This is a genomic window from Mycobacterium sp., assembly GCF_035697385.1.
GTDB lineage: Bacteria > Actinomycetota > Actinomycetes > Mycobacteriales > Mycobacteriaceae > Mycobacterium.
Genome location: NZ_DASSCY010000209.1, coordinates 35833 through 59648 on the forward strand (window position 1 = coordinate 35833; position 23816 = coordinate 59648).

27 protein-coding genes and 1 tRNA gene are annotated in these 23816 nt (G+C 65.8%); 17 read left to right on the top strand and 11 right to left on the bottom strand.

The genetic code is table 11. The features are described from left to right. The first annotated feature begins 134 nt into the window (after nucleotides 1–134). Nucleotides 135–821: an MspA family porin gene (locus tag VFH65_RS17490; protein WP_353323169.1), complete on the top strand. Its 687-nt coding sequence runs from the start codon at nucleotides 135–137 to the stop codon at nucleotides 819–821. Between the two features lie 80 nt (nucleotides 822–901). Here VFH65_RS17490 and VFH65_RS17495 read toward each other — a convergent pair whose 3' ends face one another. From VFH65_RS17495 to VFH65_RS17505, 3 genes are all read right to left on the bottom strand, one after another. Continuing rightward, entirely contained in the window at nucleotides 902–2341 is a 1440-nt protein-coding gene (locus VFH65_RS17495; RefSeq protein ID WP_353323134.1) for a neutral zinc metallopeptidase, read from the bottom strand. Between the two features lie 72 nt (nucleotides 2342–2413). Further along, nucleotides 2414–4372, bottom strand: a complete 1959-nt coding sequence (locus VFH65_RS17500) for an ATP-dependent DNA helicase (RefSeq protein ID WP_353323171.1) — start codon at nucleotides 4370–4372, stop codon at nucleotides 2414–2416. 29 nt (nucleotides 4373–4401) lie between these two features. Next, nucleotides 4402–5706 (bottom strand): nicotinate phosphoribosyltransferase, encoded by a 1305-nt coding sequence (locus VFH65_RS17505; RefSeq protein ID WP_353323136.1) that lies wholly within the window; start codon nucleotides 5704–5706, stop codon nucleotides 4402–4404. Between the two features lie 54 nt (nucleotides 5707–5760). Here VFH65_RS17505 and clpS point away from each other — a divergent pair, with 54 nt between their 5' ends. From clpS to VFH65_RS17535, 6 genes are all read left to right on the top strand, one after another. Further along, complete coding sequence (gene clpS / locus VFH65_RS17510; protein ID WP_353323138.1) at nucleotides 5761–6063, top strand: ATP-dependent Clp protease adapter ClpS; 303 nt, start codon at nucleotides 5761–5763, stop codon at nucleotides 6061–6063. A gap of 7 nt (nucleotides 6064–6070) precedes the next feature. After that, the gene (locus VFH65_RS17515; protein ID WP_353323140.1) at nucleotides 6071–6652 is read left to right on the top strand and encodes a DUF2017 domain-containing protein; all 582 of its coding nucleotides are present in this window, start codon (nucleotides 6071–6073) and stop codon (nucleotides 6650–6652) included. Next, the gene (locus tag VFH65_RS17520; protein ID WP_353323142.1) at nucleotides 6649–7668 is read left to right on the top strand and encodes a P1 family peptidase; all 1020 of its coding nucleotides are present in this window, start codon (nucleotides 6649–6651) and stop codon (nucleotides 7666–7668) included. Before VFH65_RS17515 ends, VFH65_RS17520 begins: the two co-directional genes overlap by 4 nt. Before the next feature lie 13 nt (nucleotides 7669–7681). Beyond that, entirely contained in the window at nucleotides 7682–8095 is a 414-nt protein-coding gene (locus VFH65_RS17525; protein ID WP_353323144.1) for a M67 family metallopeptidase, read from the top strand. 12 nt (nucleotides 8096–8107) lie between these two features. After that, nucleotides 8108–8380 (top strand): MoaD/ThiS family protein, encoded by a 273-nt coding sequence (locus tag VFH65_RS17530; RefSeq protein WP_353323145.1) that lies wholly within the window; start codon nucleotides 8108–8110, stop codon nucleotides 8378–8380. Between the two features lie 126 nt (nucleotides 8381–8506). Further along, complete coding sequence (locus tag VFH65_RS17535; RefSeq protein WP_353323146.1) at nucleotides 8507–9469, top strand: cysteine synthase; 963 nt, start codon at nucleotides 8507–8509, stop codon at nucleotides 9467–9469. Between the two features lie 48 nt (nucleotides 9470–9517). On the opposite strand, the gene VFH65_RS17540 is transcribed toward VFH65_RS17535, so the two are convergent. Beyond that, entirely contained in the window at nucleotides 9518–10702 is a 1185-nt protein-coding gene (locus tag VFH65_RS17540; RefSeq protein ID WP_353323148.1) for an RNA-guided endonuclease InsQ/TnpB family protein, read from the bottom strand. A gap of 109 nt (nucleotides 10703–10811) precedes the next feature. Here VFH65_RS17540 and VFH65_RS17545 point away from each other — a divergent pair, with 109 nt between their 5' ends. From VFH65_RS17545 to rdgB, 5 genes are all read left to right on the top strand, one after another. Next, a complete protein-coding gene (locus tag VFH65_RS17545) occupies nucleotides 10812–11498 on the top strand; it encodes a rhomboid family intramembrane serine protease (protein ID WP_353323150.1) in 687 nt (228 codons plus the stop codon). 86 nt (nucleotides 11499–11584) lie between these two features. Continuing rightward, nucleotides 11585–12382, top strand: a complete 798-nt coding sequence (gene murI, locus VFH65_RS17550) for a glutamate racemase (protein WP_353323173.1) — start codon at nucleotides 11585–11587, stop codon at nucleotides 12380–12382. A 58-nt stretch (nucleotides 12383–12440) separates the two neighbouring features. Further along, nucleotides 12441–13214, top strand: coding sequence for a cyclic nucleotide-degrading phosphodiesterase (locus VFH65_RS17555; RefSeq protein ID WP_353323151.1), 774 nt, complete (start codon nucleotides 12441–12443; stop codon nucleotides 13212–13214). A 32-nt stretch (nucleotides 13215–13246) separates the two neighbouring features. After that, nucleotides 13247–14029: a ribonuclease PH gene (gene rph, locus VFH65_RS17560; protein ID WP_353323152.1), complete on the top strand. Its 783-nt coding sequence runs from the start codon at nucleotides 13247–13249 to the stop codon at nucleotides 14027–14029. After that, the gene (gene rdgB, locus VFH65_RS17565; protein WP_414688441.1) at nucleotides 14026–14646 is read left to right on the top strand and encodes an RdgB/HAM1 family non-canonical purine NTP pyrophosphatase; all 621 of its coding nucleotides are present in this window, start codon (nucleotides 14026–14028) and stop codon (nucleotides 14644–14646) included. Before rph ends, rdgB begins: the two co-directional genes overlap by 4 nt. Before the next feature lie 129 nt (nucleotides 14647–14775). On the opposite strand, the gene VFH65_RS17570 is transcribed toward rdgB, so the two are convergent. The 3 genes from VFH65_RS17570 to VFH65_RS17580 are packed head-to-tail and all read right to left on the bottom strand — an operon-like array spanning nucleotide 14776 to nucleotide 15789. Continuing rightward, nucleotides 14776–15108 (bottom strand): DUF3817 domain-containing protein, encoded by a 333-nt coding sequence (locus VFH65_RS17570; RefSeq protein WP_353323153.1) that lies wholly within the window; start codon nucleotides 15106–15108, stop codon nucleotides 14776–14778. Beyond that, a complete protein-coding gene (locus tag VFH65_RS17575; protein WP_353323155.1) occupies nucleotides 15105–15473 on the bottom strand; it encodes a hypothetical protein in 369 nt (122 codons plus the stop codon). Before VFH65_RS17575 ends, VFH65_RS17570 begins: the two co-directional genes overlap by 4 nt. After that, nucleotides 15454–15789, bottom strand: a complete 336-nt coding sequence (locus tag VFH65_RS17580; protein ID WP_353323156.1) for a hypothetical protein — start codon at nucleotides 15787–15789, stop codon at nucleotides 15454–15456. Before VFH65_RS17580 ends, VFH65_RS17575 begins: the two co-directional genes overlap by 20 nt. A 496-nt stretch (nucleotides 15790–16285) precedes the next feature. Between VFH65_RS17580 and VFH65_RS17585 the strand changes: the two genes are divergently transcribed. Beyond that, nucleotides 16286–16369, top strand: a tRNA-Leu gene (locus VFH65_RS17585). A 15-nt stretch (nucleotides 16370–16384) separates the two neighbouring features. Here the strand turns inward: VFH65_RS17585 and VFH65_RS17590 are convergent. Next, the gene (locus VFH65_RS17590) at nucleotides 16385–17098 is read right to left on the bottom strand and encodes a hypothetical protein (RefSeq protein ID WP_353323158.1); all 714 of its coding nucleotides are present in this window, start codon (nucleotides 17096–17098) and stop codon (nucleotides 16385–16387) included. A 204-nt stretch (nucleotides 17099–17302) separates the two neighbouring features. On the opposite strand from VFH65_RS17590, the gene VFH65_RS17595 reads away from it, so the two are divergent. Both VFH65_RS17595 and VFH65_RS17600 read left to right on the top strand, forming a co-directional pair. Then, complete coding sequence (locus tag VFH65_RS17595) at nucleotides 17303–18241, top strand: hypothetical protein (RefSeq protein WP_353323160.1); 939 nt, start codon at nucleotides 17303–17305, stop codon at nucleotides 18239–18241. Nucleotides 18242–18288: 47 nt separating this feature from the next. After that, nucleotides 18289–19875: a serine protease gene (locus VFH65_RS17600; protein WP_353323161.1), complete on the top strand. Its 1587-nt coding sequence runs from the start codon at nucleotides 18289–18291 to the stop codon at nucleotides 19873–19875. Here VFH65_RS17600 and VFH65_RS17605 read toward each other — a convergent pair. Together VFH65_RS17605 and VFH65_RS17610 are read right to left on the bottom strand one after the other, a co-directional pair. Then, on the bottom strand, nucleotides 19872–20696 hold the full coding sequence (locus tag VFH65_RS17605; RefSeq protein WP_353323163.1) for an SDR family NAD(P)-dependent oxidoreductase: 825 nt from the start codon (nucleotides 20694–20696) through the stop codon (nucleotides 19872–19874). The two genes, VFH65_RS17600 and VFH65_RS17605, sit on opposite strands and share 4 nt — an antisense overlap. 29 nt (nucleotides 20697–20725) lie before the next feature. Next, nucleotides 20726–21031, bottom strand: coding sequence for a WhiB family transcriptional regulator (locus tag VFH65_RS17610; protein WP_353323164.1), 306 nt, complete (start codon nucleotides 21029–21031; stop codon nucleotides 20726–20728). A gap of 205 nt (nucleotides 21032–21236) precedes the next feature. Between VFH65_RS17610 and VFH65_RS17615 the strand changes: the two genes are divergently transcribed. Next, on the top strand, nucleotides 21237–21887 hold the full coding sequence (locus VFH65_RS17615; RefSeq protein WP_353323166.1) for a TetR/AcrR family transcriptional regulator: 651 nt from the start codon (nucleotides 21237–21239) through the stop codon (nucleotides 21885–21887). Here the strand turns inward: VFH65_RS17615 and VFH65_RS17620 are convergent. Further along, complete coding sequence (locus VFH65_RS17620; protein ID WP_353323167.1) at nucleotides 21882–22709, bottom strand: AraC family transcriptional regulator; 828 nt, start codon at nucleotides 22707–22709, stop codon at nucleotides 21882–21884. The genes VFH65_RS17615 and VFH65_RS17620 overlap by 6 nt on opposite strands. Before the next feature lie 36 nt (nucleotides 22710–22745). Here VFH65_RS17620 and VFH65_RS17625 point away from each other — a divergent pair. Beyond that, the coding region (locus tag VFH65_RS17625) for an amidohydrolase family protein (RefSeq protein ID WP_353323177.1) at nucleotides 22746–23816 on the top strand (1071 nt) is incomplete at its 3' end.

Consider the following 23816-nt stretch of genomic DNA (forward strand, 5'->3'; position numbering starts at 1 on the left):
TCGGCGCTGCAACCCTTCGCGGTAGGTTCCCAATTTGGGCGTCTAGTTATCGTGACGCGTCGGAGAAGGGCTCGGCTGTGACGGTTCGAAGTGTGCTGCGGCGCGGCATCACAGTGTTCGCCACCTGCGGGTTGATGACAGGTGTGAATATCGGTCCGGCCTGGGCCGAGCCCGAGCCCGGGGTAGAGCCCGTGGCCGCCGAGGCGCCGCCGGCCGAAGCCGCCCCGCCGCCACCGGAGGGCGCCGTGGAGTCCTCGCCGCCGGCAGTCACGACGTCGCCGGATAGCTGGACACTCACCTTGTCGGCCAAGGACGAAAAGCAAACCTCGATTGCCCCGTTGACGACGGCGATTTCGACGCGCGAGTACGAGGTCGGTGGCATCTTCAACGGATCGATGACCGGTCCGGAGGAATCCGAGCCACCGCAAGGCACGCTCGAAGTCGGGTATCAGATCGGCTGCGGTATCGACATGAGCACCTCAAATGGCGTGTCACTGACCGGAACCATGGGAATCAACCCGTCGATCGGAATCATCGGCACCGACATCATTTCGCCCGTCCCTGAGGGAATCCTGCCAGGGATAGGGGGAAACCTCGGCGGTGGTGTGACCGTGGGTCTCAAGCCAGGGATCATCAACTTCGTTCCGGTGACCAAGAAGGAGTTCAAGGGCTCCGATCCCTGGGTGATGATCAGCGGCTTCCGCATCAAGATCGACGGCTGCGTCGGCGAGTCGTTCATCCGCTCGTATGCGTTCTTGACGCGCTCGACGGATGTCTCCGACGCGATCGTGGCGTGGTACGGCGTGACCAAGAAGGTCTAAGGCCGGCGCCGAAATAGAATTCCGGGTCGCTAAACGGCGCGTCGAGCAGCCGGGAATTCTATTTCGGCGCAGGGTGCCGACTACGGGAAGCGCTTGAAGCAGCGGTCCGTATCCCCGAGGACCCCGACGCGGAACGCGTCGATCCTGGAGAAGCCCGACGGCACCGATTCGCCGTTGACGTCGCTGGCGACCAGGCCATTGGTGAGAATTCCCGACACGGCTTCGTCGACGTCGCCAGCGGTCAGCGCGATGGTGTTGCCGTCGGGTGTGGTGATGTCCTTCGACATCTTGGTGGTGGCCACACCGGTGAGACACGCCGTGCGCAGCGCTGCCTCGGCGTTGTCGAGCACCACGCCGCCGTGCTCATGCTGGATCGCCTGCATGTAGCGCGACACCAGCACCGAGTAGGCGGTGTTGTCGCCGATGGCCAGACCTCCGGCCTCCTCATCGTCGGCCAGGGCGCCCATCTCCGCCAGCTCATCCAAGTCGACGACGATGGTGTTGGTCGCCGGGCAATACGACGCAGGTGGGCTCGGCCGCGCGTCCGGGCAGTCCTGCGAGGCGTCGAAGCTCAGCTCCGGCGGGTTGGCGGGCTCGAACAGGATGCCCATCGCATCGACGATCGTCCGTACCGATTCCTCGGTGACTTCCCACTCGCCGGTCTGATCCTCGGGCAGCAGTACGGGCAGATCGCCGCGGCGCTGGCCGATCTCTCGCATATCGATGGACGCACATGCCGACGGGCCGTCCGTGAAACCGAATTGGAACGCTGAGAGCCGCTCGAAGGCAGACCCATGCTCGTCAACGCCGACCTCGGGATCGTCGGCGTTCAGCAGCGGATCGCGGAACGCGATCACGGCGGCCAGCACGTTGTTGAGGCCTTCACCGGTGTTGAGGGTGAAACGCGGCGACTTGTCCTCGGCGACCCACCGCATGTATGCCCCCGCAAAGCAGTCGGCCTGTTGTTCGGCAACCAGAGTCGGCGTGTTCTTCTTGGTCAACCCGGCCTTGCGCTGAATGGCGTGGCCGTATTCGTGGGCGAGCACCATCGCGACGCCCATGTCGCCGTTGGCATCTCGCAGCGCGGGCAGCAACTCGCCGCGGTCCCAGCCGATAGTCTCGTCGTCGTAGCAGAACGCCGCGTTGACGAGCCCATAGGTGTCCGTGTCGCAGAACACCCCGTCAAATCCGTTGGCATCCCAGGAGATCAGCGCCTCGACTGGGACGAATTCGCCGTCGAACGTCTCGCTGTATGCGCCTTCCCAGAACTCCTCGACGTCGCTGATGGCCTGGCCGGCCAGTTCGTCGATGTCGCCGCCGTCGGTGCCTTCGACGTCGCGGGTTGGCTCGGCCGCGTCGTCACGCAGGCCGGTAGGGCCGTCAGTGGCGGGCATTCCCGCGACCCGAAACGGATCGTCGAACACCGAAACGGCGTTGCCCTGAAGGGTTGTCGTGCAGCCCGCGAGCAGCAGCGCCGAGCAGGCGGCGACCACCGCGCCTACCAGGTGGTGTCGGCCCATTTGCGCCGCCTTTCGATTCTGCCAGCGAGCCGGAGGCGGCGCGCACGGGGATTCGCTGACAGGATAGATAATTCAGTCGCCTGCGCGGAGGCGTTCGAGTGCGCCGCGCACCCGCACCGGGTCCGTCGTCGCCCAGAACGGCGGCAGCGATGCCCGCAGATAGCCGCCGTAGCGGGCGGTGGCCATTCGAGAGTCGAGCACCGCGACGACGCCACGGTCATCCATTCGACGCAGTAGCCGCCCGGCACCCTGCGCCAGCAGCAGGGCGGCGTGACTTGCGGCGATCGCCATGAACCCGTTGCCGCCGCGCGCGGCAACCGCGCGCTGACGGGCGGTCAGGAGCGGATCGTCGGGACGCGGGAAGGGGATGCGGTCGATGAGCACCAGCGACAGCGACGGGCCAGGCACGTCGACGCCCTGCCAGAGCGACAGCGTGCCGAACAGCGACGTCTCGGCGTCGTCGGCGAACCGCTGGACCAACGCCGAGGTGGTGTCCTCGCCCTGGCACAGCACGGGCGTGTCGAGGCGTTCACGCATGATCTCGGCGGCGGCCTTGGCCGCCCGCATGGACGAGAACAGGCCCAACGTGCGCCCACCCGCCGCGGTGATCAACGCGGCTATCTCGTTGAGCTGTTCGGCGGAGCCGGTGCCGTCGCGTCCCGGCGGCGGCAGATGCGCGGCGACGTAGAGGATCCCGGACTTCGCGTGCTCGAACGGGGAGCCGACATCGATACCGCGCCAGGCGACCTTGTCGTCGTCGCCGGCCAGACCCCACGCGGAGGCCATCGCATCGAAGGTGCCACCGATGGTCAGTGTGGCCGACGTGAGCACTGTCGTCGACCGTTCAAACAGCCTGCCGCGCAACAACCCTGACACCGACAGCGGCGCCACCCGCAGCACCGCGCGTACGCTGCCGCGGTTGTCCTCATGGTCGAGCCACACCACGTCCGTGCGATCAGGGATGGCGGGGACGAACGACGCGAGAATGCGGGTCGCCGTGTCAGCGAGGTCGCTCAACGCCGTGACCGCCTCGGCGCGCGCCGAGGCCGCCTTCGGATCGCTGGGCGACGTGTCGATCGTCGATCGGGCCCGGCTGGCGGCGTCGCGCAGTGCGGTCAGGTAGGTGGTCAATTCGTCGTCGAGCGCGTCGATGCGTCCGGGGGTGGCGTCGTGGATTGCCGACGACAGCGTCGCCGTGGCGGCCTCCAGCCGCTGAGCGAGTTCGGGGTCGACCAGCCGCGCGGCGCGTCGATGAGCGACGCCAAGCGATGTCGCGGACAGCTCGGCGGTCGCCACACCGGTCACCCGGTCCACAAGCTCGTGTGCCTCGTCGACCACGAGCAGTTCGTGTTCGGGCAGCACAGCGGCATCGGATACCGCGTCGATGGCGAGCAGGGCGTGGTTGGTGACAATCACGTCCGCATGGCCGGCCTTGTCGCGGGCCTTTTCCGCAAAGCAGTCGGTGCCGAACGGGCAGCGCGCGACGCCGATGCATTCCCTGGCCGAGACGCTGACCTGCGACCACGACCGGTCCGGCACGCCGGGCTTCAGCTCGTCGCGGTCACCGGACTCGGTCTCCGACGACCAGGTGATGAGCCGCTGCACGTCGCGGCCCAGCGCCGTCGCGGCGACCGGCTCGAAGAGTTCTTCCTGTGACAGCTCATCGGGCTCGGTTGTTGCGGCGCCGTTGTGAATCTTGTTCAGGCACAGGTAATTTCCGCGTCCTTTCAACAACGCGAACTCGGGTCGACGGGGCAGCTCGTCGGCAAGTGAGTCGGCGAGCCGGGGAAGGTCCCGGTCGACGAGCTGGCGTTGCAGGGCGATGGTCGCGGTCGACACGACCACCGGTTCGTTCGTGGCGACTGCACGCGCGATCGCAGGCACCAGGTAGGCCAGCGACTTTCCGGTCCCGGTGCCCGCCTGCACCGCGAGGTGCTCGCCGCTGTCGAACGCATGCGCCACCGCCTCGGCCATCTCGATCTGGCCGCGGCGCTCCGAGCCGCCCAGCGCGGTGACCGCCTTGGCCAGCAGTTCGGTGACTTTCCCTGACTCGCCCGTGGCTACCCCTCGGGCGGAATCATGCGGGTGGGAATGGCCGGTTCACCGCGAGACAGCTTGAGGCCGTCCCACGGCAGGCAGTGCAGACCCGCAGCAACACGCTTGCGTGCCGCGTCGATGTCGAGGTCGGCGACCGGTTCGCCGCCACGGACCAGTTCGACGGTCAGCGGTCGATCCACCAAGTCGGATTGCTGCGGCGGCCGGCCGAACGGATAGACGACCTCCTCGACGATGGTGCCGGTCTCCTTGGCGAGGCGCAGCGCCTGTTTGCGGCCGCCGTGGGACTCCTTGTGGGTGCTGCGTTTCTCCACCGGCATGCCGTCCACCTCGACGAGCTTGTAAACCATGCTGGCAGTCGGGGCGCCGGAGCCGGTGACCACCGACGTGCCGACGCCGTAGCTGTCCACCGGTGCGGCGGCCAGCGCGGCAAGCGCGAACTCGTCGAGATCGCCGGACACCACGATGCGGGTCTTGGTGGCGCCAAGGCCGTCGAGCTGTTCGCGGACCTGGCGCGCCATCACGCCGAGGTCGCCGGAGTCGATGCGAACGGCACCGAGTTCGGGTCCGGCCACCTCGACGGCATTGGCGACGCCCTGGGTGATGTCGTAGGTGTCGACCAGCAGCGTGGTGTCCACACCGAGCGCCTCGATCTGGGCCTTGAACGCCGCCCTCTCGTCAGGGCCGTTTTCCGTGGTGTGCACGAGCGTGAACGCGTGTGCGCTGGTGCCAAGGGCCGGCACGCCGTAGCGGCGTTGCGCCTCGAGATTCGACGATCCGGCGAACCCGGCGAGGTAGGCGGCGCGCGCGGAGGCGACGGCGGCTTGTTCGTGGGTGCGCCTCGAGCCCATTTCGATCAGCGGGCGGCCTTCGGCCGCGCTGACCATGCGCGCGGCGGCGGATGCGATCGCCGTGTCGTGGTTGAGGATCGACAGCGCCAGCGTTTCCAGCACCACGCATTCGCCGAATGTGCCGTGCACGGACAGCACCGGCGAGCCGGGGAAGTACAGCTCGCCTTCTGCGTACCCGTCGACGTCGCCGCGGAACTGGTAGTCGGCGAGGTACGCGAGCGTCTCTTGGTCCAGAAAATCCGCAAGCGAGGCAAGTGCGGTGTCGTCGAACCTGAACTGCGCCAAGGTTTCCACGAATCGTGCAGTGCCTGCGACGACGCCGTAGCGACGCCCGTCCGGCAGTCGGCGCGCGAACAACTCGAACGAGGTCTGCCGGTGCGCGGTGCCGTCACGCAATGCGGCGGCGAGCATCGTCAACTCGTATTTGTCGGTGAGTAACGCCGGAGATGCCGAAGCCACACCGCAACCGTAGTAGTTCGAACCGCCATGTCGGCCCCCGCTATCCTGAAGAACATGGTTACGCCGGCGAAGGCCCGACCGGGAACTCGCGAGGAGCGGGGCGTTGCTACCGCGGACGCCACGGAAACCCCGTGGATAACGCTCGTCTGGGACGACCCCGTCAACCTCATGACATACGTGACGTACGTCTTCCAGAAGCTGTTCGGTTACAGCGAGCCGCACGCGACCAAGCTCATGCTGCAGGTGCACAACGAAGGCAAGGCCGTGGTGTCGGCCGGCAGCCGTGAGTCCATGGAGGTCGACGTGACCAAGCTCCATGCCGCCGGCCTGTGGGCGACCATGCAGCAGGACCGCTGAAGAAGACGTGCGTAAGTGGAAGCGGGTCGACACCGCCGACGGCCCGCGGTTCCGGTCCTCGCTAGCCTCACACGAGGCGGCGCTGCTTTCAAGCCTGGTTCAATCGATGCTCGGGATGCTTGAAGAACGCGAATCCTCTTCTCCCGCTGACGAACTCGAGGCGATAACCGGGATTCACACCGGTAACTCACAGCCTCCGCAGGACGACACGATGAAGCGGCTGTTGCCGGACTTCTTCCGGTCGCAGACCGATCACCCTGCCGGCTCCGGTACTGCCGAAAGCCTCAACAGTGCATTACGTAGCCTGCACGAGCCCGAGATCATCGACGCGAAACGTCAAGCGGCGCAACGGGTACTCGACACCCTGCCGGACGGCGGCGGCAAGTTCGAGCTCAACGAGGCCGACGCCCACCAGTGGGCCGCGGCGGTCAACGACGTCCGGTTGGCGTTGGGCACGATGCTTGACGTGGGGCCGAACGGGCCCGACGCGTTGCCTGCCGACGATCCGATGGCCGGACACCTGGACGTGTACCAGTGGCTGACGGTGCTGCAGGAGTATCTCGTCCTCGGCTTGATGGGCAAATCATGAATGCCATCACCGACGTCAGCGGGATTCTCGTCGGACATCACCATCGGCTCGATCCCGACGTGACGCTCGGGTCCGGCTGGGCCACCGGCACGACCGTCGTCTTGACCCCGCCGGGCACTGTTGGCGCCGTCGACGGCAGGGGCGGTGCCCCCGGCACGCGGGAAACCGACCTGCTGGATCCCATCAACTCCGTGCGCCACGTCGACGCTGTGGTGCTCAGCGGCGGCAGCGCCTACGGGTTGGCAACGGCCGACGGGGTGATGAGCTGGCTCGAGGGCAAGGCCCGCGGTGTGGCGATGGAGGGCGGCGTCGTGCCGATCGTGCCCGCCGCTGTGGTCTTCGATCTGCCGGTTGGCGGATGGCAATGCCGGCCGACGCCGGAGTTCGGCTACGCCGCCGCCGAAGGCGCCGGGACCGACGTGGGGCTCGGCACCGTGGGCGCCGGGACGGGAGCCAGGGTCGGCGTCCTCAAGGGCGGGGTCGGCACGGCGTCGGTGATGCTTGACTCCGGCGTGACCGTCGGGGCGTTGGTGGTCGTCAACGCCGCAGGGGATGCCGTCGACCCGGCCACCGGCCTGCCTTGGCTGGCGTACCAGATCGCGGAGTTCGGACTCAGGCCGCCGCCCGCCGAGCAGATCGCAGCGTACGCCGACCGGCACACCGAGCTGAGCCCGCTGAACACGACCATCGCGGTGGTCGCCACCGACGCGGCGCTGAGCCCGGCCGGCTGCCGCCGCGTCGCCATCGCCGCGCACGACGGCCTCGCGCGCACCATCCGGCCGTGCCACACCCCACTGGATGGCGATACGGTGTTTGCGCTGGCCACCGGCGCCATCGAGGTGGCGCCGGACCCGACGACACCGGCATCGATGTCGCCGGAGACCGCGCTGATCACCGCGGTCGGGGCGGCAGCGGCGGACTGCCTGGCTCAAGCGGTGCTCGTCGGCATCCTGGCGGCCGAGGCAGTCGCCGGAATACCGACATACCGGGACATGTTGCCCGGAGCGTTCGAATGAGAGGTAGACGTCCGTGCTGGTGATTAGAGCCGACCTGGTCGACTCCATGGTCGCCCATGCGCGCGCCGACCACCCCGACGAGGCGTGCGGGGTGATCGCAGGCCCCGAGGGGTCCGACCGTCCGGAGCGGTTCATCGCGATGCTCAACGCCGAACGCTCCCCGACGTTCTACCGCTTCGACTCCGGTGAGCAACTCAAGGTATGGCGCGCGATGGACGACGCCGACGAGGTGCCCGTCGTCATCTACCACTCGCACACCGCAACCGAGGCGTATCCCAGCCGCACCGACATCTCCTACGCGTCCGAACCCGAAGCCCATTACGTGCTGGTGTCGACCCGTGACCCCGACGAGCACGAGCTGCGCAGCTACCGCATCGTCGACGGCGTCGTGACCGAGGAGCCCGTCAAAATCGTTGAGCAGTACTAGAAAGGCCGTCCTATGTCAGTTTCTGTCTCCATCCCCACGATCCTGCGCACCCACACCGGTGGCGAGAAACGTGTCACCGCCACCGGCGACACGTTGCAGGCTGTCATCAGTGACCTCGAGTCGAACTACTCCGGCATCTCCTCGCGCCTCGTCGACAACGGCAAGTTGCAGCGCTTCGTCAACATCTACGTCAACGACGAGGACGTGCGGTTCTCCGGCGGGTTGGACACCGAGATCTCCGACGGAGACTCGGTGACGATCCTGCCCGCCGTCGCAGGCGGCTAGCGCCGTGACTCCCAAGCGCTCTCCGGGGCACGTGTCTGAGTGCCCGCCTCACAGCGACAAAGTCGCGATAGCGACAGAGTCGCTCGTAGGCGGGCAGTGGCATAGCTATCCCACCGGGGCCTCGCGGTGACCCGGTACGACTCGCTGCTCCAAGCGCTGGGCAATACTCCGCTGGTCGGCCTGCAGCGGCTGTCGCCACGCTGGGATGACGCTCCGCATGTGCGGCTGTGGGCCAAGCTCGAGGACCGCAATCCCACCGGTTCCATCAAGGACCGGCCCGCGTTGCGGATGATCGAGGACGCCGAACGACGGGGCCTGTTGCAGCCGGGCGCGACGATTCTGGAGCCGACGAGCGGCAACACCGGCATTTCGTTGGCGATGGCGGCGCTGCTCAAGGGCTACAAGATGATCTGCGTGATGCCGGAGAACACCTCGATCGAACGACGTCAACTGCTCGAGCTGTACGGCGCGAAGATCATCTACTCGCCTGCCGAGGGCGGGTCGAACACCGCGGTTGCGCACGCGAAAGAGCTTGCGGCCCAAAACCCTTCGTGGGTGATGCTGTACCAGTACGGCAACGAGGCCAATACCTTGTCGCACTACGAGGGCACCGGTCCCGAGCTGCTGGCCGACCTCCCCGAAATCACCCATTTCGTCGCCGGTTTGGGCACCACCGGCACGCTGATGGGAACCGGGCGGTTTCTGCGCCAGCAGGTGCCCGACGTTGCGATCGTCGCCGCCGAACCCCGTTACGGCGAGGGTGTCTACGCGCTGCGCAACATCGACGAGGGCTTCATTCCCGAGCTGTATGACCCCGACGTGCTGACCACCCGCTTCTCCGTCGGCTCGTACGACGCGGTCAAGCGCACACGTGAACTGGTCCAAGTCGAAGGCATCTTCGCGGGGATCTCGACCGGTGCGGTGCTGCACGCCGCACTCGGCATGGCGGCAAAAGCGGTGAAGGCGGGGGAGCGCGCCGACATCGCGTTCGTCGTCGCCGACGCCGGTTGGAAGTATCTGTCGACCGGTGCGTACGCCGGTAGCCTGGATGATGCCGAAGACGCATTGGAAGGGCAGCTATGGGCTTGACGTCCTCCTTGGGTTGAAGTCCTAGGATTCCAATCCCCATCCCACGCTTTACGCGGCGGGAGTGGAGCCTTGAGGTTCACGGTTCGCAGACCGCCCACCGGCGAGGTCTCCCCGTGCTGACACCGCCCGCCCGGCGGCGATATTGCGTGCAGCGTTGACGTCGGCGTTGCACCGACCAGCAGTGCAGGCTTCGCACTCGAAGACCGCTTGGCTCTTGCGGTTCCCGGGTGCGACGTGCCCGCATGCGGAGCATCGTTGCGACGTGTACCCAGGCGGGATCTGCTCGACCCGGCCGGAAGCCTTGTGCTGCAAGCGCGCGATCAGTTGACCCCAGCCGCTGCGGCTAATTGCGCGGTTGAGCCCACGCTTCTGGGCGACTTGGACGCCTGGGTGTTCGGAGGTGCCGCGCGCGGAGCGGGTCATCGCCCGCACGTCGAGGGCTTCTACCCTGATCACGTCGAACCGGCGCGCCAAATCCGTGGTGGTTTTCTCAACCCAGTCCTTGCGCCGATCCTTGTCGCGGGACTTCAACTTCGCGAGTGCCCGTTTCGTCTTTTCGCGGCGGTTGGAGCCACGCTGGCAGCGCGCGAGCCGCTGCTGCAACACCCTCAATCGCTTCGCCTCGCCCGGGGTCACGGCGGGTACGTGCAGCAGTTCGCCGGTCGACAGCGCGGCCGATACAGCGACACCGCGGTCGACGCCGACCACGCTGCGGTCGCCCGGACCGCAGATCGGGTCCGGGATATGCGCGAAGGCGATATGCCAGCGGCCGGCCCGATCACGGGTAACCCGATAGGACTTCACACGCTCGGGCACCGGCCGCGACAGGCGAAATCGCACCCACCCGACCTTGGGCACCCAGACCCGGCCGCAGTGTCGGTTCAGCCGCTCCACGTGATGCGGTTTCACCGCAACCTGCCGAAACCCTTCATGCACACCGGCTTTACGCCATTTCGGACGGCGGTGCGTGCCGGCGAAGAAGTTCCGCATCGCCTGCGCAAAATCCCGCAATGCCTGCTGCTGCACCGTGTGACTCCCAGCCCGAAGCCACCCGTACTCAGCGCGCGCTTCCGTCAACTGCGCGCACTGCTCCACATAGCCGGGCGCTTTAAGGCCCGGCCGCCAATGCTGCTGCTGCTCGACCGCCAAATTCCACACATACCGCGCATCCCGGCAATGCGCTGACAGTGCCGCCTCCTGGTCAGGAGTAGGGCATAGCCGGAACCGCGACATATCCGCACCCTAACCACCATCACCGACATTCCCTGCTTGGCACGTGCGTGCCTCTGGGATCGGCTCCCTCTCGGATTGAAATACAATCTTCTAAGCCGAAGGAGATTCGATGACCGGACCGTTGGGATATCCCGCCACGCCCGCGCCGGAGCCGAAGAAGCGGCCGGCGTGGATCGTCGGCGGCGTCACGATCGTCAGCTTCGTCGTACTGCTGTGGGTCATCGAGCTGTTCGACTCGCTGTCCAACCACCGCCTCGACGACAACGGCATCCGGCCGCTGGAGTCCGACGGGCTGCTCGGCATCGTCGTCGCGCCGCTGCTGCATTCGAACTGGGATCACCTGATCGCCAACACCGTTCCGGCGCTCATCCTCGGCTTCCTGATGACGCTGGCCGGGATGTCGCGGTTCATCTTCGCCACCGCGATCGTCTGGATCGTTGGTGGGTTCGGGACGTGGCTGATCGGCAACGTCGGCGCGCAGTGCCCCTACGTCGGGGTGCGCTGCGAGACCAACCACATCGGCGCGTCGGGCCTCATCTTCGGCTGGCTGGCGTTCCTGATCGTGTTCGGGTTCTTCACCCGCAAGGTGTGGGAGATCGTCGTCGGCGTTGTCGTGCTGTTCGTCTACGGCAGCGTCCTGCTCGGCGTGCTGCCCGGCACTCCGGGGGTGTCGTGGCAGGGCCACCTGTGCGGGGCCATCGGCGGCGTGCTTGCCGCGTACCTGCTGTCCGGGCCCGAACGTAAAGCGCGTGAGGCACGTAAACGCAAAGCGGCCAACCCATATCTGACTCCGTGAACTCCCCGCCGACGAGCGCTCGCGCGTGGGGGCACCTCCCGCGCGTAGCGCAGGGGGAGAGCAGACAAGCACAGGCGCCCGTCGGCATCTTCGATTCCGGCGTCGGTGGCTTGACCGTTGCGCGGGCAATCATCGATCAACTGCCCGACGAGGACATCATCTACGTCGGCGACACCGCCAACGGTCCATACGGGCCGCTGACCATTCCGGAGATCCGTGCCCACGCGCTCGCGATCGGTGACGATCTGGTCGAGCGGGGCGTGAAGGCTTTGGTGATCGCGTGCAACACGGCATCGTCGGCGTGCCTTCGCGACGCGCGCGAGCGATACGCACCGGTGCCGGTTATCGAAGTGATCCTGCCTGCCGTGCGCCGCGCGGTCGCCGCGACCCGCAACGGGCGCATAGGCGTCATCGGGACCGCCGCGACCATCTCCTCCGGCGCGTATCAGGACGCGTTCGCGGCCGCCCGCGACACCGAGGTGATCGGTGTGGCCTGCCCGCGATTCGTCGACTTCGTCGAGCGTGGCGTCACCAGTGGCCGCCAGGTGCTCGGGCTTGCCGAGGGGTACCTCGAGCCATTGCAGCGAGCCGAAGTCGACACGCTGGTGCTGGGCTGCACCCACTATCCGATGCTGTCCGGACTGATCCAACTGGCAATGGGCGAGCACGTCAGTTTGGTGTCCAGTGCCGAAGAAACCGCAAAGGACTTGCTACGAGTGCTCACCGAGCTCGACGTGCTGCGTCCGCACGACTCTCCGCCCGCCCGCCGGCTGTTCGAGTCGACGGGTGATCCTGAGGCGTTCACCACACTTGCGGCTCGTTTCCTTGGCCCGACACTCGATGGCGTTCGACCTGTTCAACGTCACGTTGGCGCGCGAGGATGATTCGCGTCGCGAATTGCGTCGATGTTTTCGTCACGCGGATAGCGGGCATGGCAAGCTAATGGGCGTGCGAATCACCGTACTGGGGTGCTCCGGCAGTGTTGTCGGGCCTGATTCGCCTGCTTCTGGCTACCTTGTCACCGCCCCGGACACGCCACCGTTGGTGGTCGATTTCGGCGGCGGCGTGCTGGGCGCATTGCAGCGTCACGCCGATCCGAACTCAGTACACGTACTGCTCTCACATCTGCACGCCGACCATTGCCTCGACCTGCCCGGCCTGTTCGTGTGGCGGCGATACCATCCGTCACCGGCCAAGGAGCGCGGCGTGATGTACGGGCCGGCGAACACATGGGCGCGGCTGGGTGCGGCGTCGTCGCCCGAGGGTGGGGAGATCGACGACTTCTCCGACATCTTCGACATCCGGCACTGGGTCGACAACGAGCCCGTGCAAATCGGTTCGCTGTCGGTGTGCCCGCGGCTGGTCTGCCACCCGACTGAGTCCTACGGCATGCGGATCACCGATCCGTCCGGCGCGACGCTGGTCTACAGCGGTGACACCGGATACTGCGACATGCTGATCGACCTCGCCCGTGGCGCCGACGTCTTCCTGTGCGAGGCGTCGTGGACACATTCGGAGTCGCGGCCACCCAACCTGCACCTGTCGGGCACCGAGGCCGGTCGCGCCGCGGCCCAGGCCGGGGTGGGCGAACTGCTGCTGACCCACATTCCGCCGTGGACGGCCCGTGAGGACGTCATCAGTGAGGCGAAGGCCGAGTTCGACGGGCCGGTGCACGCCGTCGTCTGCGGCGAAGCATTTGACGTCACGCGGTCCTGAGCACCGTCGGACCAACCGGATAGTGTTGGCGCGTGTCCAGACGAGAAGACGGCCGGCTCGACGACGAGTTGCGTCCGGTGCGCATCACCCGGGGCTTCACTAACCATCCAGCCGGTTCGGTGCTCGTGGAGTTCGGCCAGACGCGGGTCATGTGCACCGCCAGCGTCACGGAGGGTGTGCCGCGTTGGCGTAAGGGCTCGGGTCAGGGCTGGCTCACGGCCGAGTACGCGATGCTGCCCGCCGCCACCCACGACCGGTCCGACCGTGAGTCGGTCAAGGGCCGCGTCGGCGGCCGCACCCAAGAGATCAGTCGGCTGGTCGGGCGGTCACTGCGGGCGTGCATCGACCTGGCGGCGCTGGGGGAGAACACCATTGCGATTGACTGCGACGTGCTGCAGGCCGACGGTGGCACCCGCACCGCGGCCATCACGGGTGCGTATGTGGCGCTGGCCGACGCGGTGACGTACCTGGCAGCGGCGGGTCGGCTGAGCGATCCACGGCCGCTGTCGTGTGCGATCGCGGCGGTCAGTGTCGGCGTGGTCGACGGTCGCATCCGCGTCGACCTGCCGTACACGGAGGACGCTCGCGCCGAGGTGGACATGAACGTCGTCGCAACCGATACCGGGACGTTGGTCGAGATCCAGGGAACTGGGGAAGGCGCGACGTTCCCGCGCTCGACATTGGACAAGATGCTCGACGCCGCGATGGCGGCGTGTGAGCAGATTTTCGTGATTCAGCGCGAGGCGTTGGAGTTGCCGTATCCGGGTGTACTGCCGGAATCGGCGGAGCCGGCGAAGAAGGCGTTCGGAAGCTGACCGAGCTGCTTGTCGCCAGCCGCAACCGCAAGAAGCTGGCCGAACTTCGAAGAGTGCTCGACGCGGCAGGGGTGTCGGGCTTGACGCTGCTGTCGCTGGATGACGTCCCCGCGTTCGACGAGGCGCCCGAGACCGGCGCGACGTTCGAGGAGAACGCGCTGGCGAAGGCGCGCGACGCTTATGCCGCAACGGGATTGGCGTCGGTGGCCGACGACTCCGGGCTGGAAGTGGATGCCCTCAACGGCATGCCGGGAGTGTTGTCGGCGCGCTGGTCGGGTCGGCATGGTGACGACTCTGGCAATACCTCGCTGCTGTTGGCTCAGATGGGCGACGTCCCGGATGAGCGGCGCGGTGCGGCGTTCGTATCGGCGGTTGCGTTGGTGTACGGGGCGGGCGACGCGCACGGAGAAACCGTGGTCCGCGGGGAGTGGCCCGGCAGCATCGTGCGAGAGCCGCGCGGCGACGGCGGGTTCGGCTACGACCCCGTCTTCCTGCCTTCGGGCTCTACGCGGACCGCCGCGGAGTTGAGCCCTTCCGAGAAGGACGCCGTTTCACATCGCGGCCGCGCATTGGCGGCGCTGCTGCCGGCGCTGCGGGAGCTGGCGGCTCGAATCTGAAGATATGCGCGGGGTTTCGCGAAACTCTCGCGCACACGCTCAGTTTGGGCCGAGCTTTTCTGCAACACCGTGATTGTCGCTGCGAGGTTGGCACTTTGCATAGTGGTCCGCGCTGACCAACTCACGACACTAGAGATTGAACCGCTGCTTGATGTCGCTGGTTTGGACCTGTTCGACGATGATGCCCACGAGCGGGATCGTGCCGGCCAGCAGCACGCCGATGGTCTTGCCGATGGGCCAGCGCACCTTGACCGCGAGGTTTGCGGTGAACAGCAGGTAGACGAAGTACACCCAGCCGTGGACGACCGCGATCCAGCCCAGTGAGTCATCGTGGAAGGCGTACTTCATGACCATCTCGTAGCAGAGGGCGATGAGCCAGATGCCGGTGGTCCACGCCAGCACGCGATAGCCCAGCAGCGCCTTACGGATGGTCTCAATGGGGGTAGTCGGCGCTTCGGTCATGGCGTCGGTTGTTCCTTGTCTTTCTTGGCCAGGTCGGCGAGGTAGGCGTTGTACTCCCGCAAGGTGGGATCATCGTCGGATTGCGTTGAGGCCGTTGGTCGTTCAGGCAGGAGGTCTTGCGGAATCTCGGTGACGGCGTCACGCTTCGGCTCTGGCGGGGCCTCTTCGTAGCGGACGAACTTGTAGTAGGCGTACACGCAGAAGCCCGCGAACAGCGGCCATTGCAGGGCATAGCCGAGGTTCTGGAAGTCGCCCGATGCTGATTCGAAGCGGGTCCACTGCCACCAGGCCAGGGCCAGGCAGCCAGCGGCGCCGACGGTCACCAGAGCGATGAGCGCCGGTCTCCTACGCCGCGTAGTGGACACCATTTAACGGTACCGCGCGATCCTTGGGTCCGATGAACGTGTCGAGGCGAGCGGTCGCGGCCTTGCGGTAGATGGAGACGATGTACTTGGTCGACCGTGTCCAGGGGATTTCGAGGGCGTCGAGTGCGGCGGTGAACAGGCCGATGATGTCTTCGGATCGGTTGGAGAAGTGATAGCGGATGCTCATGACTCCGCGATCATTCGCGACGACGCGACAACCGTCGCTGTGGATCAAACCAAGAATGAACTCCTCGGTGGCCTGGTCGACGAGCGCTTGCTGCCACGGCTCGAGTGCGATTCGTCTCGTGTGCTTCATACCGGGGCCATGCTGGGGAAGCACGCATGGCCAGTGCTTCGAAAATAGCGAGACGTCGACGCAGCCGACTCGCTGCACTATCCCCGTGCGCTGGCCAGGCATCAAGACCTCGATCGCCTGACGACACCGGTCGATGATCGCCGGGTATTTCTTATCGAGCGTGATCCGTAGCCGCCAGACTCGGCGACTCTTTGACACGGAACCATCTCCGAGATACATACCGAGCACGTAGCAGTACGCCTCTGCGGGCAGCTGCGAGAAGTCATGTAATACACCGCAGGGCGCACCCAGGTCTCGCGATCTGATCGGCGGTCGCCGGCGCCAGTCGCGCACGGTCGTTCGTGGCACACCGATTTGCGTGCAATCTCACAATCGTTCAGCCCCGCCGCCATCAGGCGCTTGGCGGCGTCGAACTGCTCCGCAGACCGCATGGCCTCACGCTATGCGGCGCCGCCGACAGATTCGTAGCCGAGCGAAGCGGTAGGATCGGCACGCCGCGGGCGTGATGTAACTGGCAGGCATGCGGGCTTTAGGTGCCCGTGCTCGAGAGAGCGTGTGGGTTCGAGTCCCACCGCCCGCACTATGTCGTGCCAGGTCACGGGTTTAGTGCGTCCGTGATCGCGGCAATCAAGCGAGCCGGGTCGCGCATCGATACGACGGTTGTCAGCGGCGAGTCAGCGATCGCCTGCGCGGATTCTCGCGCGCTCTGTCCTGTCTGCGCGCCGGCGATCTCGTCAGCCGCACGGCCGGAGTCCGCCAATACAATCACGGGCCGTTGTGCGAGCACGCTCGCAAGTGCATCGTCGAGGGTTATCGCGCCACCGTTGATCACCAGCGTGGCCGACGGCATATCGCTCGCGATGTTGTCCGCAACGGCGGAGAGCCAGGGCGTCTCGTCGCCCCATGAGTCACCAGGCACCACGACGATGTGTGTGTGATTCGGCTCGATATCTGCTGCGTCGTCGATGTGCGGTTCGGCTGAGTCCGGCACGCGCACGGTGCCCGCGGCGACTACCCCGATCAACTGGAACGACCTATCTGTCGCCGATCGTGCTTGGCCGATCAAGCGCATGATGCCGGAGTCGGTCCCGCCGTCGACAATCGTGGCCGAACATTTGTCCACCATGGGGATGACGTGAGTCGTCAGCAATTCAGCGAGCGCGGCGAGGTCACCATCATCGATTCCCGACGCCCCGCCCACGCATGCCAGCACGGCGCGTCCGGTTTGAACAGCGTTGTCGCGTAATGCTCTGTCGAGATCTCCAGCGTTGGTTACCCGGATGATCGCTGGGCCGTCCGCAGTCGACATCAGGGCGTCGGATCTTCCATGTCCACACCTTAAGAGGGCCGACCGATCACCGCGCGCATGGCGACCCGCGATCGGCATTTGCGGTGTCTTTACAGAAGCAACGTGATGGGCCAGCGCTTTCTGATACACCAGGATCGGTCGATTGCAACGGGCTGCCGAGGGGATGCGGTGCTTGAGGCCCGGTCGAGACGAAGTGGGGGAGCCATGCCGCACGTGACATTCATCCATGGGATCGGCAACAAGCCTGCGCCGGAGGACCTCCTCAACGACTGGCGGGTGGCGTTGTTCGACGACGACGGCCTCGACCTCGACGCGATGGGTGTGACGTCGTCGATGGTGTATTGGGCCGACCTGCTCTATCCGAGTCCAATTCCTGCCGGGACGGGACAGGAGTCATCGGAGCTCGAAGTGCAGAGAACCGTTGATCCAGAGGACGCGGACATGACGTGGCTCGACGACGTTCCGGAGGATCAGCGTCTGTTTGTCGAAGGGCTCGGCCAGAAACTCGGGCTTGCTGAGGTGACCGCCACGCCCGACGAGGTGGCACCCGACCCCATCGTGCCGGGCTCCAAACTCGAGGCCATTCCGCTACCGCCGGCTCTCAAGCGTCGGCTGATGCGAGCACTCCTGCGGGACGTGCACCACTTCCTTTTCAACGCCGAATTCAGTCCCAGGCCGGGCGAGACGTACAAGATCCGGACTGACGTCCGGGCTCGAGTGCTGGAGAAGCTGCAGGACGCCGCTGATCGACGACCGCATCTTGTAGTTGGGCATAGCCTCGGCAGCGTCATCGCCTACGACGCTCTCGCAGCTGTCGACGGGGTTCCCGAGGTGGATGCGCTCCTGACAGTTGGTAGCCCGCTTGGTATTTCGGAGGTACGCGATGGCCTCACCCCGCCGTGGACATCTCACGATGGCTGGCCCTCCCAGCGCCTCGTCGGGGGCAGGTGGACCAACGTATCCGACGGTCTCGACCCCGTGTGTGGGTTCCTCGATCGCGTGATCGGCGAGCACTATCGACACAGCGGCGTCGTCCGCGTCGAAGACGTTGGCGTTTCGAACTCCGGCACCTGGCGGCACAGTATTGGCAAGTACCTCGGGCAGGCTCCGTTGCGTGTGTTCATGCGGGAGGTTCTCTCGTGACGGACAGGGGGAAGGGTCGATCGACGGAGGACGGCATCGTCGATCGAATGACAACTGCGGCCCAACGTTTCGACTGGAATTCGCTGTCACAACTTGCTGGCGAGTACGCCCGTCAACTGCATGCCGCGACGGCCGTGTCGCAGGACGACGTCATCGAGGTGCTTGATCTGCTTCGGGCGAGTCGACAGTACGCCTCACTGATGTTGGTCGCGGACGCGGCACTCGCGAATAAGCCAGCCACGCCTGCGATTTGGCGACGATACGCGCAGGCCTTGATAGACCGGGACAGGACGGCCGTCGCACTGCGCATCTACACCGACGTGGTCGCGGACCGAAGCACGTCCGAGCGTGAACGCGACGAAGCCCGCGGCGGCGTCGGCCGATGCTACAAAGAGCTCTTCCTGACGACCACGGCGCCCAAGCGGCGTGCCGAGTATCTGCGTAGGTCAGTCGATGCATATCTCGGGTTGTACGGCAACGACCCCCAAAAGGGTTGGCCCGGCATCAATGCGGTCGCACTCCTAGCGCGCGCCGACCGCGAGAAGATAACGGTGCCAGGCACTTCCGACGCTGGGAAGCGAGCATGCGAGATCGCCAGAGAGGTGCTCGACGCTCTGCCGGCAGAAAATGACGCCGACCCCTGGGCGCATGCAACAGCGTGCGAGGCCCATGTGGCCCTCGGTGAAGTCGAGAAGGCCGTGAGCCGAGGCGCGGGCTTCGTCAAAGATCCCGTCACCGACGCGTTCTCCATAGCGTCGTTTCTGCGCCAGTTGCTCAAGGTGTGGGAATTGGACACGACCCAGATGCTTGGGAACGCGCTGCTGCCGGTGCTGCGCTCGGCGCTTCTCGAAAGAGAGGGCGGCCGCGTCGACGTCGAGATCCAGGACGTCGCAAGCCGCCGGATCAAGAGCCTCGAAAGCCAACAGCTGGAAAAGGTTTTGGGATTCGATCGCTATCAGTCCCTGACCTGGTACCGCAAGGGATTGCTGCGATGCAGGGCAGTCGCCAGGATAGAAAACCGCAACGAGGACGGAATCGGCACCGGATTCCTGGTCGCGGGCAGTGCGCTTCACCCGTCGCTGCCTTCAACGGTCTTGGTGACCAATGGTCATGTCATCCCAGAGGGACTCAAACCATACGACGCCGTAGTGGTCTTCCATGGCCTTGAATCGGATGCTCAGGGCCCCAAGCAGTTCAAAGTCGTGCGGCAGTGGTGGCATGAGCCATCCAATCGGCCACACCTCGATACGACAGTGTTGGAACTCGACGGATGTCCGCACGACGTCGAAACCATCCCGGTGGCCGGCAGGTTTCCGGTGGACATCACGAATGCTCGCGCATATGTGATTGGTCATCCAAGGGGTCTAGAACAGCCGCAATTCTCACTCCAGGACAACTTGATGCTTGCCAAGAACGACACGCGCCTTCACTACCGGTCGCCAACCGAACCCGGCAGCTCCGGCAGTCCCGTTTTCGATAGCCAGTGGGAACTGATCGGATTGCATCACGCGGGTGCCACAGAAATGCAATCCCTCACCGGCGAGGGCACGTATCCGGCGAACGAGGCGCTGCGGATAGACGCGATTCGCAAGGCGATGGCGACAGTTCCGCCCGAAGGTCAAGACATCAGTTAGGCCTCGTTGGGCATATTCGTCCAGCCCTTGCCGTCGGCGCGGGCATACCAACCGGAAGCCGCCAGCGTGCCGCCATCGACGGGAATCGTCTGGCCGGTCACGAACCGCGCGTCATCGGAGGCCAGGAACTCCACGACGGCCGCGTAATCGTCGGGCTGCCCGAACCGGCCGGCCGGTATCCACGTCCTGATCAGGCGGGGATCACGGCCCCGCAGCATCAGTTCCGCCGGCGTCTGTGGCGTGTCGGCGAGATCGGGCGCGATCGCGTTGACCCGGATGCCGTGCTGCGCGACGTCGACAGCCAGGCTGCGGGTGAACGCGACGACACCTGCATTGAATGCCGCGTACGCGGCGGCATACGGAATGCCGCGGAACGCCTCGACCGTCGCGTTGTTCACGATCGCGCCACTGCCACGACGCACCATCGCGGGCAACAGCGCATGACACATGCGCAGGACGTGCAAGAGGTTGAGCTCGTAGAGCGTCTGCCAATGCTCCTCGGTGCTGTGCAGAAATGTCTTGGCGGCCGGCCGGAAATCGCCGACGTTGTTGACTAGAATGTCTACTCGCGAATCATCAACGGCCAGAGCTGTTTCCGTCACATCCGCCACCACATTGCGGTCGCGGATATCGCCGACGACAACCGTGCAGGCTCCGCCGGCCCCAACAATCGAACCGCGCGTTAGGGCGGCCGCTCTCTCGTCGATGTCAGCCAGCACCACATGCGCGCCGGACGCAGCCAGGCGCCGGCTGATACCGCCGCCGATGCCCAACGCGCCGCCCGTCACCACGGCGACATGGCCCGCCAAACGCGCAGTCACCGCCACAGAGTATTTGGCCGCGCCTGCGATCAGCTAGCGATCGAACCGCCGGCAGGCGATTGCGCGACAACTCGCTGTGGGTGTCGAACCGGAAAGCCATTGCGCTCAGCGAGCGACCGCAATTGCCTGAGTGCGAATTGGCGGCCGCGACCGGCCTCGGGTATCAGAATGCCGGCCCAGATGCCCTCAGCGGCCGGCGTTTCACAGGCTTCTTGAGCGCACCGCCAGCGTCGCGGGCAGGCACGGCATATTGCCTTGGCGCCCTCATCGGCGGTCTGAGTCCACCGATCGGGGTCGCGCGTGCACGCGCCAAGCGGCGCTTCATCGGGCGCCATGGCGCCATTGCCAGGGCATAGAGCAATCACGTCGCTACGTGGTGTCTGTGCAGCTGGTCGTGCGTCGTTGTGCAACGGCGTTGGCCTCCCCGAAATCGCTGTCGACACCAGACGGCGGGCTGTCCGACAATACGTCTGTATGGTCACACGATACAGATGTATTGTCTACGTGTCGGGTGTGACTTCTCCTCCCCGGGGCGTTTGAATGACAGCCGTGCAGCCGCTCGCAGATGGCATTGGCGCGATCGCGCTATCGAGTACCGAGCGGATCCGGGACGCGGCGCTGAAGTGCTTCGCCACGTACGGGGCGTCGGCGACATCGCTACGCACGGTCGCCGCTGCCGCCGGAGTGTCCGTGGGGTTGGTGCAACACCATTTCGCGACTAAGGCCGGCCTTGTCAAAGCCGTCGATGACCATGCCATGGCTGTGGTGATCGCGGCGGTAGCGGGGCCAATACCCGAGCCGCCGGCAGACTCGCTCGACGAAATGGGTAACCGGGTGACCCGGATGGTCTCCGAGCACCCCGACGTCGTGGACTATGTCGGGCGCGCGCTCCTCGACGGCAGCCCGCTGGGGATGACGATCTTCGACACCCTGATGGACCTTGGGATCGCTCGGTGGAAGCAACGGGATGAACGCGGCGAGACGCGCCCCGACGTCGATCTGACGTGGGCAGCCATCAACTCGCTCATCCTGGCTCTGGGCACGATGATTTTGCGCACACATATCGAGCGGCATCTCCCAGGGCGCCTCACGGCGCCGGAACACCTTGAACGGTGGCAAGACTCCGTCAATACAACGTTGCGCGAGGGGCTGTTTCGACAAACCGGCAATGACGGAGCGGTTAGCTCATGACCGCCGTTTGCGATAAGTCGACGGTGTCTCTTCGCAGAACTGCGTGAAGGCACGGGTGAACGCACTCAGGCTGTCGAAACCGACCGCCGTCGCGGTCTCCTGCACCGACTGACCCGGCGCCGCCAGCAGTGCCATCGCCCGCAGCATTCGCGCATGCAATAGGTATGTCCGCCAAGACAATCCGAGCGTGTCCTGAAACAGCCGTCGCAACGTGCGCTCCGACACCGAGACCGCGCGGCTGACCTCGGCGGCCGTCACCGAATCCAAGTGCTCCTTCGTGTACGCCATCGCCGCCGCCACGATCGGGTTCTCGGATGTCGGAAGGCTCAGTGGCGCTTCGTGATCCAGCGCCTCGGACACCAGATTGGCCAACGTGCGGAAGAATGCGTCGGAAACCTCGTCGCCGTCGGGCCGGTCGATCGGCCATCGCAGCGCGTAGATCATCATCTCCCGGATCAACGGCGACACCGCGAGGATGCGGGCCCGGTCACCACCGTCGGGCACCAACTCGCGGTCGAACATCACGGCCACCGTCCGGACGTCGGGGTTCATCGTCGCCTGGTGCTCGAGCCCGGCCGGGATCCACGCCGCCTGCTGCGGTGGCAACAGGTAGTGTGCCGAAGCCGTCTCGACCTCGACCACGCCGCCGATCGCGTACTCGATCTGGTGCACTTCGTGCGAGTGCCAGCCGGTGATCAGCCCGTCGCCCTCGTACAGGTAGCTGCCGCCGAGGGCCCGCCCGCCGCGGCGCAGCTCGATTACGGTCCGGTCCAGGTTGGCCGATTGGGCTAAAACTCTGTCCGAAAGCGCAGAGACGGTCACACCGCTAGACGGTACTACTTGGTTATGAGCAAGGGTATGACCCCAGACGACCTGATCCTGGTGAGCATCGACGACCACGTTGTGGAGCCGCCAGACATGTTCCTCAACCACGTGCCGGCCAAGTACAAGGCCGAGGCGCCGATCGTGGTCACCGACGACAAGGGCGTCGACCAGTGGATGTACCAGGGTCGGCCGCAGGGCGTCAGCGGGCTCAACGCGGTGGTGTCCTGGCCTGCCGAAGAGTGGGGCCGCGACCCCGCCGGATTCGCCGAGATGCGGCCAGGGGTCTACGACGTCCACGAACGCGTCCGCGATATGAACCGCAACGGGATCCTGGCGTCGATGTGCTTCCCGACCTTTACCGGTTTCTCGGCGCGCCACCTCAACATGCACCGCGAGGAGGTCACGCTGGTCATGGTGTCGGCCTACAACGACTGGCATATCGACGAATGGGCGGGCAGCTACCCGGATAGGTTCATCCCCATCGCCGTGCTGCCGACGTGGAATCCCGAAGCCATGTGCGCGGAGATCCGCCGGGTGGCCGCGAAGGGGTGCCGCGCGGTGACCATGCCGGAATTGCCTCACCTGGAAGGCCTTCCGAGTTACCACGACGACGAGTACTGGGGTCCGGTATTCCGGACGCTGTCCGAGGAGAACGTGGTGATGTGCCTGCACATCGGCACGGGCTTCGGCGCGATCTCGATGGCCAAGGATGCGCCCATCGACAACCTGATCATCCTGGCCACCCAGGTATCGGCGATGTGTGCACAGGACCTGTTGTGGGGACCGGCGATGCGCAACTACCCCGACCTCAAGTTCGCCTTCTCCGAGGGCGGAATCGGTTGGATTCCTTTCTATCTGGACCGCAGCGACCGCCACTACACCAACCAGAAATGGCTGCGCCGCGACTTCGGCGACAAGCTACCGTCGGACGTGTTCCGCGAGCACTCGCTGGCCTGCTATGTCACCGACAAGACCTCGCTGAAGCTGCGCCACGAGATCGGGATCGACATCATCGCCTGGGAGTGCGACTACCCGCACTCCGACTCGATCTGGCCCGACGCTCCCGAGATGCTGAAGAAGGAGCTCGACGCCGCCGGGGCCTCC